Consider the following 13597-nt stretch of genomic DNA (forward strand, 5'->3'; position numbering starts at 1 on the left):
CTATCATGAAACGGGTTCTACTTAAGACGCTCGACAATCTCGAAAGTTATCTATGCCAGTTTCTCCTGGTGTTCTTCGTGGTGTTGCTGTTCGTGCAGATCGTGCTGCGCAATGTGTTCAGTGGTTCACTGGCCTGGGGAGATGAGCTGGCTACCTATGCCTTCGTCTGGTTTGCCTATATGGGGGCCGTGTATGCTGCCAAGATGTCAGCCCATAATCGTGTGACGTTTCAGTTCAAGTTCTTTCCACGCGTAGTGGAGAAAGTTTGCAATATCATGACAGATCTGGTTTGGGTTGGGTTTAATCTCTACTTCGTCTATATGAGTTACGATTTTGTGTTCAATAGAATGAATGTCTTCTGGAAGTCTCAGACCATGGGGGTTCCAATGAAGTATTTCTACATGATTCTTCCATTGGCGTTCCTGGTAATGTCTATTCGAATCCTGCAGAACCTGTACATCAAATACGTGATGAAGCAACAGGTCATGGATCCGGAAGGTGCGCAAATCGAAGAGATGAAGCGTGCGAAAATCGAAACTGACGACAAGGGCTGATCGGCCGGAGATAACGCCATGGATCCCACTATCGTATATGTGCTGTTCGGCACTTTCTTCTTGCTGTTGTTGTTGGGAGCACCCATTACAGCATCGCTCGGCGTATCGGCATTGGCGGCGTTCCTCTATATTGGCCAGAATCCGGCCACCTTTGTCCAGATCGCCTTTACCTCGGTGGGTTCGTTCCCGCTCATGGCGTTGCCGGCCTTCATTCTCGCCGGCGCCTTGATGGAGGCCTCGGGAATATCACGCCGACTGGTCGATATCGCCGAGGCGTTTGCCGGGCCGGCCACGGGAGGGCTCGCCGCGGCGACGGTCTTCGCCTGCATGTTCTTCGGTGCCATCTCCGGGTCGGGGCCCGCCACCACGGCTGCCGTTGGCATGCTGATGATCCCGGCCATGGTGCAGCGCCACTACGACCGAGGGTACGCCTCTGCCATCACCGCTTCCTCCGGCGGGCTCGGGGTCGTGATCCCCCCCTCCATTCCCATGGTCATCTTCGGCATCACTGGCATGGGAATGACGCCGCCGCCGGAAGCGGTGGCGGCACATGGTAGTTTCCAGACCTTGTCGATTCCCAAGTTGTTCATTGCCGGCATCTTCCCCGGCATGGTGATCGCCGGCTGCCTGTTGTCCATGAACTATCTCCTTTCCAGGAAACTTGGATATCGTGGCCTGACCGATCACTGGTCGACGGAGGCGATCAAGAAGACATTGCGTCGTGGCATCTGGTCGATCCTGGCTCCCATCATCATTCTCGGAGGGATCTATTCCGGGGTGTTCACGCCGACGGAGTCGGCCATCGTCGCTATCTTCTATACGCTGATCGTGGGGATCTTCATCCACAAGGAGCTGAAGTTCCGTCCGGCCATGAAGACGCTGGAAACCACGACCTGGATCAGTGGGCGTGTGCTGCTGATACTGTTCACCGCGACGGTCTTCGGTCGGCTGCTGGTCGAGCAGCGTGTCCCGGCCTACATTGCCTCGGCCATGCTGGATTTTACCCAGAACATGTATATCATCTGGGCGCTGATCATCATGTTCCTGCTGTTCGTCGGCATGTTCATGGAGACCCTCGCGGCCATCATGATCCTGACACCTGTATTGCTGCCGATCATGTACATGCTGGGAGCCGACCCCGTCCATGTGGGGATCGTGGTCGTCTGTGCTCTGGCGATCGGCTTTCAGACACCGCCGCTCGGTGAGAACCTGTTCGTTGCCTCGGGAATTGGCGGGGCTTCCATCGAGGAAATCTCCTATCGTGCCTTGCCGTTCGCCGCTGCATCCATTATTGCGCTCTTCATTGTTGCCTATGTCCCGCAGATTTCCCTGTGGTTACCGGGAGTGATGGGCTATTAGGTCGGTATCGGCGTATCCGAGCCGTTAGCTGGTCAGGTAAGGTACAGTTGTCATCCTTGGTGACGGAGGAAACATGGACGGGTCAATCGAAAACATTCTTTGCTGTGTCGGGCTTCGCAGCGACAGCCATGTGGTACTGGAACAGGCATTCAGGCTTTCACTTGCCACCGGGGCGAAGCTGCATGTCCTCCATGCCGTCAAGTCGCTGGATGATGATGTCATGAACACGCTACGCGTCAATATTCGCGACAAGAAGACCCTGCAGGGACTCATCCGCAAGCGTCTGGACGAAGCGAGACAACAGCTGGAAGACAAGATGGCAAACTTCTGGAGCCTCCATGGTGAGGGGGGGGAGTCCGTCTCCTCCCGGGTTGCTAGCATGGAGGTGGCCGAGGGCTATCCCGCCAAGGTGATCGTCGGCACGGCCTCCAAGCTGGGCTGCGATCTGATCGTGATGGCCTCCAACAAACATGGCTTTTCCGCCTCCTATGCCGGGAAGGTGACCCGGGGGGTCCTGAAGAGAAGCCATGTTCCGGTCGTGGTCGTGCCACCCCCCGAATGATCCTCGGCTGAAGGGCTCATCAGGGCTGGCTCCGTCTCTAGAGGGTTTCTTCCAGCTCGGCAGCGACTTGCCGCATCAGTGGCGCCCACTCCATGAGCGATTCGATGGAGTGGCGAAGGCGAGGGGCATGGATCGCCAGGGTGGCTTGCATATGGCCCACGTGATCATAGATGGGGACGGCAATGGCGACCATGCCCTGGATGAATTCCTCGTTATCGGTACTCAGCCGATCCCTGGCGATCTGACCGAGCTGTTCCTCCAGGGCCGAGACGGAGGTGAGGGTATAGGGAGTGTGGGCGTCCAGCGTCAGGCTCGATAGCACGGCGCGGCGTCGGTGGGGGGGCATGAGGGCGAGAAACAGCTTGCCACTCGAGGTGCAGTGCAGCGGCAGGCGTGACCCGGGTGGCAGCTGGATGCGCACCGGCCAGTTGGTTTCCACGCGGTCGTAGTAAAGCAGTTCATGACCATCGAGCAGCGCCAGGTTACAGGTTTCGCCTACCTCCCTGGCCAGGCGCTCCAGCAGCAGGCGACGCGGCGCCTTGAGACTCTCGTTGGCCAGCGCGCCCATGGCCATGCGATGCAGTCGTGGACCGGGCAGCAGGTGCCGTCCGTCCAGGTCGCGGGTGATCAGCTGCTGTTCCTCGAGCTGCTTGAGCAGGCGGTGGATCGTCGGCTTGGGGATGTCCAGTCGCTTGTCGAGATCCGCGGCAGTAATGCTGTGCTCGGCCGTGGCGATCTCCTCGAGCAGGCTGATCGCCCGCAGGAGCGTGGTGTTGGTGGGGGCGTCTTTGGACATGGGCTTTCCTTATGACGAGCTTACTGGCGAGACTGGGCCCGATGATAGCGCAGCAGGCCCAAGGAGGCCTGCCGCGCTGCTGCAGTGTCACAGGTTGACCAGGAACATGGAAAGTGGTGGGAACAGGGAGATCGCGATCCAGGCGGTTATCAGCGCGATGAAGTACGGTATCACGTAGCGCACCAGCCTGAGGTAAGGAATCCCGGTGATGCTGCTCGCCACGTACAGGTTGAGGCCGAACGGCGGTGTGACGAAGCCGATGGCCGCCCCCACCAGGAAGATTACCGAGAAGTGGATGGGGTCCACGCCAGCACTCTGGGCGATCGGCGCCAGGATAGGGGCCAGGATGATGGTGACAGGCAGGCTCTCCAGAATCATGCCGGCAAGCAGGATCATCACCATGCAAGCGCCAAGAATAACATAGTAGTTGCCAAGCTCATGCAAGAACCCTTGCAGGATCTGGCCGGCACCGAGCACGGACAGCAGCTGCTGCATCACCACCGAGATGGCGATCAGCGGTGCCAGCATGCCGGCGATCTGTCCGGAGCGCAGCATGATGGAGGGCAGCCGGAAGATGCTGATTTCCCGGGTGATCAGCAGCCCCGCGATCATGGTGAAGCCTACCGTCATGGCGGCGGCCTCGGTCGGCGAGAACTTGCCGGAGTAGATGCCATACAGGACGACGCCGATGGTGGCGAAGCCCAGGTAGGCCTTGCGTGCAAAGACGGTACTGTCCTTGACCTTGAAGGGGATCAGGGTTCCCCAGCCATGACGCCGGGCGACCAGATGGCAGGCGACCATCATCCCCAGTACCATCATGGCCCCGGGAATCATGCCGGCGATGAAAAGGTCGCTGATCGACAGGTTCATCATGAAGCCGTAGACGATGAAGATGATGCTCGGTGGAATGATGATACCGACGGTACCCCCGCATGCCGCGGTGGCCGCCGAGAACCGCTCATCGTAGCCGTTCTTCTTCATCTCAGGGTGCATGATCGAGCCGATGGTCGCCGTGGTGCCGGCGTTGGAGCCCGAGATCGCCGCGAAGAGGCCACAGGCGCCGAGTGTCGACATCCCCATGCCGCCTCGTAGCCAGCCGAGCACCGAGTAGGAGAAATCGGAGAGCCGCTTGGCAATTCCTGCCGCATTGATCAGGTCACCCGTGAGGATAAACAGGGGCAGGGCGAGTAGGCCGAAGAAGCTCAGGCCCTGGAAAAGGGTCACACCGATGTTAGCCAGGGTGAAGTCGATGACCAGGCTGGTGCCGACCACCCATAGCCCGATGACCAGGAAGATCGGTACACCGAGCAGGAAGAAGAGCGTCACGCCTGTGGTGATCAGGCCGATAAGGAGACCGTCTGTCATGATCTGTCCTCCTAATCCATTATCGAGGGTTGGAGGTTGAAAGGCTTGCGCAGTCGAAAGCGTTGCCAGTCAGCGAATAGGTTCTGTAGAACACGATAGATGATCAGCACCCAGGCGGCCGGTGTCGCCAGGTAAAACCACCATTGCATGATGTTGTCCGTGCCCGGGACGATGGCAAAGTTGTTGTAGGCCAGTTGTACCTGATCGATGGTAAAATTGATCACCATGATGCCGAAGCCGATCCACAGTACGGCATCCAGGACAAGGCACATGAACTGGCCCGTATAGGGCAGGCGCATGCGGATCTCATTGAGCGACAAGTGCGTTCGATTCTTGACGTTGAGCGAGGCGCCGAACCAGGTCAGCCAGAGGAACAGCAGCACGGGTATGCTGGTGCTCCAGGGGGCCTGAAGGTTGAAAAAGAAACGACGGATGACCTCCACGAAGATGATGCCGGACATCCCGGAGTAGGACAGCAGAATGATGCATTTCTCCAGGTTCTCATCGAGCCAGCGTAGGGGAACCAGCCACATCGTGGCTGGTTGGGTTTGTTGGTAATTGTGGTTTGCCATGATGAGCCTCCGGTTCAGCCCTTCCACCAGCGCTGAGGCTTGACATTGACTGCTGCCATGTCACGGGGTATCTCTCGAGCGATGCCGTGAATTTCCTTGTAGATATCCACGTCACCTGCCCAGGCGTTCAGGCGCTCACGCCACTGCTCCCACGGCTCGGGATTGAATTCCGGGGCACATAGTTCCTCGGCCTGGGCACGGATCTCGTCGGTCAGCGGGGCGACCCGGACGTTGTGCTCGGCGAACACGGTACCCGCGGCCGGGTGCTCGGTGGCGCCGACAATCTGGTAGCGACCCGCCTCGTTCATGCCATGGGTGAAAACCTGCGCACAGTAGGCCGATTCCATGACCTGTTCCTGAAGCTCGCTACCCAGGCTCTCGAACTTGGAGAGGTTCATCGCGGTATGCTCGGTGCCTGCAAAGAACCTCAGATCGACCGCCTGGGAAACGACGGGAGCCATGCCCGCATAGGCCACTGCGCTCATCCAGGTCTCCGCCCCGTCGAGCAGGCCCTGACGCAGCCCATCCAGGGTTTCCTCCCAGGCCACGGGAACGGGGTTCAGCCCCAACTGCTCCATGGCGATGCGCCCGAGCTGCGTCCCGGTGACACGGTTCTTGGTGCCCTGAAGCTGCTCAAGACTGGTAACGAGTGGCTCGTCCTGCCACTTCAGGCCGAGCATGAGGCCGCGCAGGTCACAGTGGGTGAACAGAAACTGCAGGTTGTGTCGCTGGCGCAGCGGTTCGCGAAGGAGCGTCTCACTCCTTTTGTCGTAGAAGAAGTGAAACATCGAGGCGACGCTCGGGAACATATAGGCGAAGTCGAGGATGTTGAGGTAGGGCGCGCCCCCCGCGGAGTTCTGTGTCGAGGCAGAGAAGATATCGACGATCCCTTGCTGGGCCTTGCTGACGCAGTCGAGCTGGTTGCAGACCTCGTTGCTCCCCATGAACTCCACGCGGATCGCACCGTTGGTGCGCTCCTCGAGGTCGCGTGCGAAGAACAGCTGTCCCGATTTCTGGATGTCGAGGTTGCGCTCGTTGAAACCTGAGGCACCGAAGCGCAGCTGGAACTTCGGTTCGGTCTGGTAGCGGCGCTGCTGTTCCTGTTCCGCGGCCCTGGCCAGGCTGCTGGCGGTGAGGCCAGCGCCTAGCCCGGAGGCGGCGATCAGGGTAGAAGTCAGGCCGAAGCGTCCCGAGATGTTCAGAAAATCCCGGCGAGATACATTACCAATCGGTGATTTCATGAGCAGGGCTCCCGCGTTTGGTGATTGGACTTGTGATGGGATGGTGTGTGGCGTTTGCCAGACTCCTCGCCTCACTGAGTGGTGAAAATGAGGAGAACGATCTCAAGGTAGGACGGTCTTGGTGATTTTACAAGATATTTCGATACAAAAAATACCATTATTGACAGTCCGATGGTTCTGATCCAATCTTAACGAGACATAACGTATCGATATTGGTGTTATTGCCATGAAATCAACAATATACAAGCAAGAAGCCTTTGACTACATCATCGTGGGGGCCGGCTCGGCAGGCTGTGTGCTCGCCAATCGGCTCAGTGAGGATTCCGGTGCGAAGGTCTTGTTGCTGGAGGCGGGCGGTGCCGACTGGAACCCCTGGATCCATGTCCCCGTCGGCTATTTCAAGACCATGCACAATCCCGCGACGGACTGGTGTTACCTCACCGATCCGGATGCCGGCATCAATGGACGTCGCCTGCAGTGGCCGCGTGGCAAGGTTCTGGGGGGGTCAAGCTCCCTGAACGGTCTGTTGTATATCCGGGGGCAGCGCGAGGACTACGATGACTGGGCCGCAGCGGGAAACGCGGGCTGGGACTACGCCTCCGTATTGCCTTACTTCAAGAAGTCCGAGTGTCAGGAGCGAGGTGCCGACCCGTATCACGGCACGGAGGGGCCGTTGAAGGTGTCGGACCTGCGTCTGCGACGCGAGATCGCCGAGCGGTTCATCGAGGCCGCCAAGGCTGCCGGCATTCCCGAGAATCGCGATGTCAACGGGGCGACCCAGGAAGGGGTGGGCTACTTCCAGCAGACCTCCTACAAAGGCTTCCGCTGCTCGACGGCCAAGGCGTTTCTGCGGCCGGCCCTGAAGCGCGCCAACCTCACCGTCATCAAGCGAGCGCACTGCCAGCGGCTGCTGCTCGAGGGCAAGCGCGTATTAGGAGTCGAGTATCGTTGCGGTGAGCACCTGGAACGAGTGCGGGCCACCCGCGAGGTGCTGCTCGCCAGCGGTGCCATCGGTTCGCCGCAGATCCTGCAGTGTTCCGGCATCGGGGACCCCGAGCACCTCGAAGAGGTAGGGGTCGAGTGTTTGCACGAGCTGCCGGGGGTGGGCGAGAACCTGCAAGATCACCTGCAGGTCCGCCTAGTGTTCAAGACTCGTTGTCGAACGCTCAACGACGAGGTACGCCACCCCCTGAAGAAACTCGCGGTGGGCACCCAGTATCTTTTGACCCGTACCGGCCCCCTGACCCTCGCCGCCAGCCAGGTGTGTGTGTTTACCCGGTCTCGAGAAGGACTCGATCGTCCGGATATCCAGTTTCATATGCAGCCCCTGAGTGCCGACAAGCCAGCCGAAGGGGTACACCCCTTTTCGGCCTTCACCTCATCGGTCTGTCAGCTGCGCCCCACGAGTCGTGGCTCCATTCGTATCACCAGCCCCGACCCCGCTGTCTACCCTTCGATCCAGCCCAACTACCTGAGTACAGAAGAGGATTGCCGGGTCGCGGTGGATGCCATCAAGGTGGCGCGGCGGATCGCCGAACAGCACCCCCTGGCCTCGGTGATCACCGAGGAGTACGTGCCTGGGACGCAGTATCAGAGTGACAAGGAACTCCTCGAGGCGGCTCGCCAACACAGCCAGACGATCTATCACCCGGCCGGTACCTGCAAGATGGGGCATGATCCACTCGCGGTGGTGGATGAGCGGTTGTGCGTGCATGGCCTGGAGGGACTGCGCGTGGTGGATGCCTCGATCATGCCGGCGATCGTCTCCGGTAACACCAATGCGCCCACCATCATGATTGCTGAAAAAGCGGCGGACATGATCAAGGAGGATCATCTCGCCATGGAGAAGGCTTCCTGAAGCCTCATGCCCGCCATGTACTTAGGCTAACGGCCTGCTACATCGGCGGTATCTCATTGATATGCCACAGTCTGGTCTCACGTTGAAGGGCTATCTGGCTCTAACCCTGATACTCTGCCATGGGCACGATTGATGTATCCAGTGCATGGGTCGCTGCGGGAATGACGAACCGGCCGATCGGGATCCCGCTCCCCAGCCTGCGTTATTCATCGTCGTGAAGAAGAGGACGGTTCGCGTGTCCTCTCTTTCCGTGACTGCCGGACTTTCTAGTGTGAATGGCGCTCCCGTATGGCCATGATCGAGCGTAACAAGGTGATGACATGACTCGCAAGAATGCGACCAGACTGACCGGTAAGGCCGGTGCTGCCATGCTCAAGAAAGGGTTTCCACAAGGGAGCGATTGGCTTCGTCAGGTCATGCCGGGTGTGCTGATCTGCATCACCATTGCCCTGGCCACGACGTTCATTGCCGACCACTATGGTGGTCCCACGCTGCTGTATGCCCTGCTGTTCGGCATGTCATTGCATTTCCTGTCGGAGGAGGGGCGCTGTGTCGCCGGCATCGAGTTTGCGGCTCGTGCCATCCTGCGCTTCGGCGTCGCGCTGCTCGGCGTGCGGATCACCATCGAACAGGTCACGTCGCTGGGTATCGGACCGATCGTCACGGTGGTGGCCGGCGTGGTCCTGACCATCCTGATGGGGGTGCTGCTGGCCAGGCTGATGGGCCTGCATCGCGACATGGGGCTGCTGACGGGAGGTGCGGTCGCCATCTGTGGCGCCTCGGCGGCACTGGCGCTGTCGGCAGTGATGCCGCGCGGGGCCAACAGCGAGCGCAACACCATTCTCACGGTGGTGGGGGTCACGACGCTGTCGACGGCGGCGATGGTGCTCTATCCGCTGGTCGCGGGAGTGTTGAGCCTGACGGGCCAGCAGGCCGGGGTCTTCCTGGGAGGCACGATCCATGACGTGGCCCAGGTCGTCGGGGCGGGGTACTTGATCTCGGAGGAGGCCGGGGACGTCTCCACCTTCGTCAAGCTGATGCGGGTGGCGATGCTGGTGCCGGTCGTGATGTGTTTCACCTTCCTCTTCCGCCATAGCGAAGGCCGCGAGGGCAGGAGCAAGGTCCCCAGGTTGCCCGGCTTTCTGGTCGCCTTCGTCGTGCTCGTGATCATCAACAGCCTGGGCGTGATTCCAGTGAGTGTTGCCGATGGCATGACGGATCTCTCGCGCTGGTGCCTGGTCACGGCCATCGCGGCGCTGGGGGTCAAGACCTCCTTCCAGAAGCTGGCCGTCGTGGGGTGGAAGCCGGTCATCCTGATGGTGGCCGAAACCCTGTTCCTGCTCGTGCTGGTGCTGGCGTTCATTCTGTTCGGCGTGGTGGGTGTCTGATGCAGGCCTGGATCAATGGCGAACGCTGCCGGTTGAGCCCGGAGACGACTATCCGCCAACTACTGGTGGCCAGTGGGCTGGAGGGCAGGCGCGTGGCGGTCGAGTTGAATGCGGAAATCGTGCCACGCAGTCGCCACGACAAGGTGCGGATTTCCGATGGCGATCATATCGAAATCGTGCATGCCATCGGCGGTGGCTGAGACCGAATAATGAGGAATGCGGAATGCGTGAGAAAAGGTTGGACGATGCGCCCTTGATGGTGGCGGACAGGCGCTTCGACTCGCGCCTGATGGTCGGAACGGGCAAGTACCGGGACTTCGACGAGACGGCCCGGGCCCTGGAGGCGAGTGGCACTCAGGTCGTGACCTTCGCCGTGCGGCGCACCAACCTCGGCCAGTGCCCCGATGAGCCGAACCTGCTCGATGTGGTGTCGCCACGGCGCTATACCCTGCTGCCGAATACGGCGGGCTGCTACAATGCCCGCGACGCCGTCCGGACCTGCAAGCTCGCCCGCGAACTGCTGGACGGGCACAGCCTGGTCAAACTCGAAGTCCTGGGCGACGACAAGACGCTCTATCCCGATGTGGTCGAAACCCTCAAGGCCGCCGAAGTGTTGGTGCGTGATGGCTTCGACGTCATGGTCTACACCAGCGACGACCCCATCGTGGCCCTGGAGCTCGAGAAGCTGGGCTGTTGTGCCGTCATGCCGCTGGGGTCGCTCATCGGCTCGGGGTGCGGCATCCAGAATCCGCACAATATTCGGCTGATTATCGAGCAGGCGAGTGTTCCGATACTGGTCGACGCCGGTATCGGTATGGCCTCCGAGGCCGCCATGGCGATGGAGCTGGGATGTGATGCCGTACTCATGAACTCGGCGATCGCCCACTCGCCGCGGCCGATCCAGATGGCCAGGGCGATGCGGCTGGCGGTCGAGGCAGGGCGCATGGCCTACCTGGCGGGGCGAATGCCCCGCCGGGAGCGAGCCGAGCCCTCATCACCCGTTGCCGGTTGCATCAGGAGCTGAGGGCGGCTCCTCTCTCCGGTCGATGCGGTCGGCGGGCACCCACCTCAGGGGCGACAGTAGTAGAGCTTCGCCGGGAGGATGTTGAGGGGCTCGAAATCGCACTCCACGTCGGAGAAGACGCGGCGCAGGTCGGGCAACACCCTGGAGGAGAACTGGTAGATCAGCATGGAGCCCTGGGGCGAGAGCGCGTCGAGGCTGTTCATCAGGATGGACTCGCGGCTCGTGGCCGGCATGGTGCTGAAGGGGATGCCGGCCAGCACGTAGTCGACGGCGGGCAGCCCCAGACGGGTCAGTTCGGCCTGGATCGTCTCGGCGGAGCCCTGCACCACCTTGAGCCGGGGATCCGGCAACGACTGCTGGAGGAAGTCGACGAACTCCTGGTTGGTCTCCAGCGCCAGCAGGGTCATCTCCGGTGGCATGTGACGCAGGAGCTCCCGGGTGATGGTCCCGACCCCGGGCCCGTATTCGACGATGACTCGGGTGTTCTGCCAGTCGATCCGTTCGAGCAATCGTCGCACCAGGAAGGGAGAACTGGGGATGATCGAGCCCAGCATGCGGGGATGCTTGAAGAAGTTGCGTGCGAAGAGCGATAGCTGGGCGCGTCTTCCGTTTCCTGCCAAGGCCGTGGGTCGGTCTTGCGCCGTCATGGGCGTGCCTCCTGCTGCGTCTGGAACGAAGTATCCTTCCACTCTAGGCCGGTAGACGCGAGTGGGAAAGGGCGCACCAAGGAGGCGCGGGGCGTCATCGGGCGGATTTCCCCAGTAGATGTCGGGTCTCCTCGGCGATGCGACCCTCCTCGTCGGTAGGGATCACCCACAACCGCGGGGCGGCAGGGTGGCGGCCGTCGATGCGGCCCTCACGGCCGCATACCGTCGCCGCATTGGCAGCGCGGTCGAGGCCGAGGCCGAAGTGGGGCAGGTGGCCCACCACCATCTCGCGCACCAGTGGCGAGTTCTCGCCGATACCGCCGGTGAAGACGATACCGTCGAGGCGGGGCAGGGCACAGGAGAGCGCCGCCAGCGACTTGGCGATGCGGTAGCAGAACACCTCGATGGCCAGCTGCGCACCGGCATGGCCCGTCTCGGCGGCGGCTTCCAGCTCGCGCAGGTCGTGGGTCAGGCCGGAGAGGCCCAACAGGCCGCTGCCGCGATTGAGCACCTCGTCGATGCGCGGCAGTGTCCAGCCGAGCCGTCGTGCCAGGTGGGCATGCAGGCCCGGGTCCACATCGCCGCTGCGGCTTCCCATCACCAGGCCCTCCAGCGGCGTCAGGCCCATGCTGGTATCGAGGCTGCGGCCTTCCCACACCGCGCAGGTGGAGCAGCCGTTGCCCAGGTGCGCGGTCAGCCAGCCGCCTCCCTCGAGGCTGCTCAGGGCATCGGCACGGGCGCTGACATGGGCGTGGCTGGTACCGTGGAAGCCGTAGCGGCGGATGCCATGGTCTCGGTAGAGCGCCTCCGGGAGGGCGTAGCGATGCGCCCGCGGCGGCAGCGTCTGGTGGAAGGCGGTGTCGAACACCGCGACCTGGGGCAATTCGGGAAATAGCCGGCGCGTGGCGATCACGCCCAGGAGGTTGGCCGGGTTGTGCAGCGGCGCCAGGACGGCGCTCTCCTCGATGGCCGCGACCACCTCGTCGTCGATGCGGGCGGCCCGGGTGAAGCGCTCGCCACCGTGGACGATGCGGTGGCCCACGGCGCCGGGCATCCGTCCCTCGAGGTTGTCGAGGATCGCCGCCAGGGCGTGGGCATGGTCGGCCCCGGACAGCTCGCGCTCGAAAGGCTCGCCGCGGCTGTCGCTACCCCGCAGGCGGGCATCGCTGCTGCCCAGGCGCTCGGCCAGCCCGGCCTGGCGCGGCTGCGTGGGGGCGGTGGGAATCAGGGCGTACTTGATCGAGGAAGAGCCACAGTTGATGACCAGCACCGGGTCGTTCATCGGCAGTCCTTGGAAACAGGCAGAGCGACAAGGGCAATAGGGCGTCAGTTTAGCCTGTTGGGTTTGACCGATCGTCGCGAGAAATACGGTTTTCGAGTCAAGTTTATCGATCTGATGAGGCGAATAGCGAGCTATTTAACGAAGCAGATCGAATGAAATTGGCCGAAAGGCCAGGTTTCGCAGTAGATCAGCGTTAGGACCGACAGGCTGCCAGCAGCCTGCGGTGCGTCGGAGAGCCGTGCATGCCGTCCGCTCCCAGTCGCGCGGCGAAGCCCTCGTGCCGTCTAGCACACTGCGCTCCGACCGATAGGGCTTGCGCCTTGCCTCGAGCTGTACCAGAATGATCTGCGCGTAGGGAAACGCTGTTTCCTAATTGGAGGTACACCATGAAGATCCTTGCCATTTCCTCTGCTTCAGCGGCGCTGCTGCTGGCAGGTGCCTTCGCATCCACCGCCCAGGCCCAGCAGCCCATGGCCATGCAGGGCTACATCGGCGGCGACGCCATGTTCTGGGAGCTCGACCGCGACCGGGCCCCCGATCGTGACGGCACCGGGCTGCGTTTGCGTGGTGGTGCGCAGTTCAACGACTACTTCGCCGTGGAAGGCCATCTGGGTAGTGGCGGGTCGGATGGCCCGATCGAGCTGGACTATCTGGTGGGGGCCTATGCCAAGGGCATCCTGCCCCTCGCCGACGAGTTCCGCCTCTATGGCCTGGCCGGCTATACCGAGGTGGACCTCGATGTCGATCGCGAGAGCGACTTCTCCTATGGGGCCGGTGCCGAGTTCGACCTGACCCCCAACCTGGCGGTCGGCGCCGACTACATGCGCTACCTCGACAAGTCCCGCTTCAACTTCGACGCTGCCAGTGTCGGTCTGACCTATCGGTTCTGATCGGCGGGTCTGCCGGCCTCACCGAGGCCAACAAGGACGCCCTCGTCGCGCTTGCGGCG

The 13597-nt window shown here is 61.7% G+C and carries 14 protein-coding genes; 8 read left to right on the forward strand and 6 right to left on the reverse strand.

The features are described 5' to 3' along the window. The first annotated feature begins 5 nt into the window (after positions 1-5). The 3 genes from AC5W54_RS15610 to AC5W54_RS15620 all read left to right on the forward strand — a co-directional run bounded on the left by AC5W54_RS15610 (position 6) and on the right by AC5W54_RS15620 (position 2475). Positions 6-554, forward strand: coding sequence for a TRAP transporter small permease (locus AC5W54_RS15610; RefSeq protein WP_495963011.1), 549 nt, complete (start codon positions 6-8; stop codon positions 552-554). Positions 555-572: 18 nt separating this feature from the next. Beyond that, positions 573-1913 (forward strand): TRAP transporter large permease, encoded by a 1341-nt coding sequence (locus AC5W54_RS15615; RefSeq protein ID WP_495963012.1) that lies wholly within the window; start codon positions 573-575, stop codon positions 1911-1913. A gap of 73 nt (positions 1914-1986) precedes the next feature. Then, positions 1987-2475 (forward strand): universal stress protein, encoded by a 489-nt coding sequence (locus AC5W54_RS15620; RefSeq protein ID WP_495963013.1) that lies wholly within the window; start codon positions 1987-1989, stop codon positions 2473-2475. A 37-nt stretch (positions 2476-2512) separates the two neighbouring features. On the opposite strand, the gene AC5W54_RS15625 is transcribed toward AC5W54_RS15620, so the two are convergent. The 4 genes from AC5W54_RS15625 to AC5W54_RS15640 form a co-directional block, all read right to left on the reverse strand. Next, on the reverse strand, positions 2513-3271 hold the full coding sequence (locus tag AC5W54_RS15625; protein WP_495963014.1) for an IclR family transcriptional regulator: 759 nt from the start codon (positions 3269-3271) through the stop codon (positions 2513-2515). Between the two features lie 87 nt (positions 3272-3358). After that, complete coding sequence (locus tag AC5W54_RS15630; protein ID WP_495963015.1) at positions 3359-4636, reverse strand: TRAP transporter large permease; 1278 nt, start codon at positions 4634-4636, stop codon at positions 3359-3361. Positions 4637-4647: 11 nt separating this feature from the next. Beyond that, the gene (locus AC5W54_RS15635; RefSeq protein WP_495963016.1) at positions 4648-5208 is read right to left on the reverse strand and encodes a TRAP transporter small permease; all 561 of its coding nucleotides are present in this window, start codon (positions 5206-5208) and stop codon (positions 4648-4650) included. 14 nt (positions 5209-5222) lie between these two features. Next, positions 5223-6449, reverse strand: a complete 1227-nt coding sequence (locus tag AC5W54_RS15640) for a TRAP transporter substrate-binding protein (RefSeq protein ID WP_495963017.1) — start codon at positions 6447-6449, stop codon at positions 5223-5225. Between the two features lie 226 nt (positions 6450-6675). Here AC5W54_RS15640 and AC5W54_RS15645 point away from each other — a divergent pair, with 226 nt between their 5' ends. The 4 genes from AC5W54_RS15645 to AC5W54_RS15660 all read left to right on the forward strand — a co-directional run bounded on the left by AC5W54_RS15645 (position 6676) and on the right by AC5W54_RS15660 (position 10719). Continuing rightward, entirely contained in the window at positions 6676-8307 is a 1632-nt protein-coding gene (locus AC5W54_RS15645) for a GMC family oxidoreductase (protein WP_495963018.1), read from the forward strand. A 320-nt stretch (positions 8308-8627) separates the two neighbouring features. Next, complete coding sequence (locus tag AC5W54_RS15650; protein ID WP_495963019.1) at positions 8628-9695, forward strand: YeiH family protein; 1068 nt, start codon at positions 8628-8630, stop codon at positions 9693-9695. After that, positions 9695-9895: a sulfur carrier protein ThiS gene (thiS, locus tag AC5W54_RS15655; protein WP_495963020.1), complete on the forward strand. Its 201-nt coding sequence runs from the start codon at positions 9695-9697 to the stop codon at positions 9893-9895. The genes AC5W54_RS15650 and thiS overlap by 1 nt, the downstream gene beginning before the upstream one ends. A gap of 23 nt (positions 9896-9918) precedes the next feature. Beyond that, positions 9919-10719, forward strand: coding sequence for a thiazole synthase (locus AC5W54_RS15660; protein ID WP_495963021.1), 801 nt, complete (start codon positions 9919-9921; stop codon positions 10717-10719). A gap of 44 nt (positions 10720-10763) precedes the next feature. On the opposite strand, the gene AC5W54_RS15665 is transcribed toward AC5W54_RS15660, so the two are convergent. Both AC5W54_RS15665 and AC5W54_RS15670 read right to left on the reverse strand, forming a co-directional pair. Then, entirely contained in the window at positions 10764-11366 is a 603-nt protein-coding gene (locus AC5W54_RS15665; protein WP_495963022.1) for a class I SAM-dependent methyltransferase, read from the reverse strand. Between the two features lie 94 nt (positions 11367-11460). Further along, positions 11461-12648: an acetate/propionate family kinase gene (locus AC5W54_RS15670; protein ID WP_495963023.1), complete on the reverse strand. Its 1188-nt coding sequence runs from the start codon at positions 12646-12648 to the stop codon at positions 11461-11463. Between the two features lie 386 nt (positions 12649-13034). Here AC5W54_RS15670 and AC5W54_RS15675 point away from each other — a divergent pair, with 386 nt between their 5' ends. Beyond that, a complete protein-coding gene (locus AC5W54_RS15675; protein ID WP_495963024.1) occupies positions 13035-13538 on the forward strand; it encodes a porin family protein in 504 nt (167 codons plus the stop codon). Positions 13539-13597: the final 59 nt, after the last annotated feature.

It is taken from the genome of Halomonas sp. LMYGS-3 (assembly GCF_059509875.1).

Bases quoted from the DNA above. Each gene is read 5' to 3' on its own strand.
- AC5W54_RS15610 (WP_495963011.1), top strand. From the start codon at position 6: ATGAAACGGGTTCTACTTAAGACGCTCGACAATCTCGAAAGTTATCTA.
- AC5W54_RS15615 (WP_495963012.1), top strand. From the start codon at position 573: ATGGATCCCACTATCGTATATGTGCTGTTCGGCACTTTCTTCTTGCTG.
- AC5W54_RS15620 (WP_495963013.1), top strand. From the start codon at position 1,987: ATGGACGGGTCAATCGAAAACATTCTTTGCTGTGTCGGGCTTCGCAGC.
- AC5W54_RS15625 (WP_495963014.1), bottom strand. From the start codon at position 3,271: ATGTCCAAAGACGCCCCCACCAACACCACGCTCCTGCGGGCGATCAGC.
- AC5W54_RS15630 (WP_495963015.1), bottom strand. From the start codon at position 4,636: ATGACAGACGGTCTCCTTATCGGCCTGATCACCACAGGCGTGACGCTC.
- AC5W54_RS15635 (WP_495963016.1), bottom strand. From the start codon at position 5,208: ATGGCAAACCACAATTACCAACAAACCCAACCAGCCACGATGTGGCTG.
- AC5W54_RS15640 (WP_495963017.1), bottom strand. From the start codon at position 6,449: ATGAAATCACCGATTGGTAATGTATCTCGCCGGGATTTTCTGAACATC.
- AC5W54_RS15645 (WP_495963018.1), top strand. From the start codon at position 6,676: ATGAAATCAACAATATACAAGCAAGAAGCCTTTGACTACATCATCGTG.
- AC5W54_RS15650 (WP_495963019.1), top strand. From the start codon at position 8,628: ATGACTCGCAAGAATGCGACCAGACTGACCGGTAAGGCCGGTGCTGCC.
- thiS (WP_495963020.1), top strand. From the start codon at position 9,695: ATGCAGGCCTGGATCAATGGCGAACGCTGCCGGTTGAGCCCGGAGACG.
- AC5W54_RS15660 (WP_495963021.1), top strand. From the start codon at position 9,919: ATGCGTGAGAAAAGGTTGGACGATGCGCCCTTGATGGTGGCGGACAGG.
- AC5W54_RS15665 (WP_495963022.1), bottom strand. From the start codon at position 11,366: ATGACGGCGCAAGACCGACCCACGGCCTTGGCAGGAAACGGAAGACGC.
- AC5W54_RS15670 (WP_495963023.1), bottom strand. From the start codon at position 12,648: ATGAACGACCCGGTGCTGGTCATCAACTGTGGCTCTTCCTCGATCAAG.
- AC5W54_RS15675 (WP_495963024.1), top strand. From the start codon at position 13,035: ATGAAGATCCTTGCCATTTCCTCTGCTTCAGCGGCGCTGCTGCTGGCA.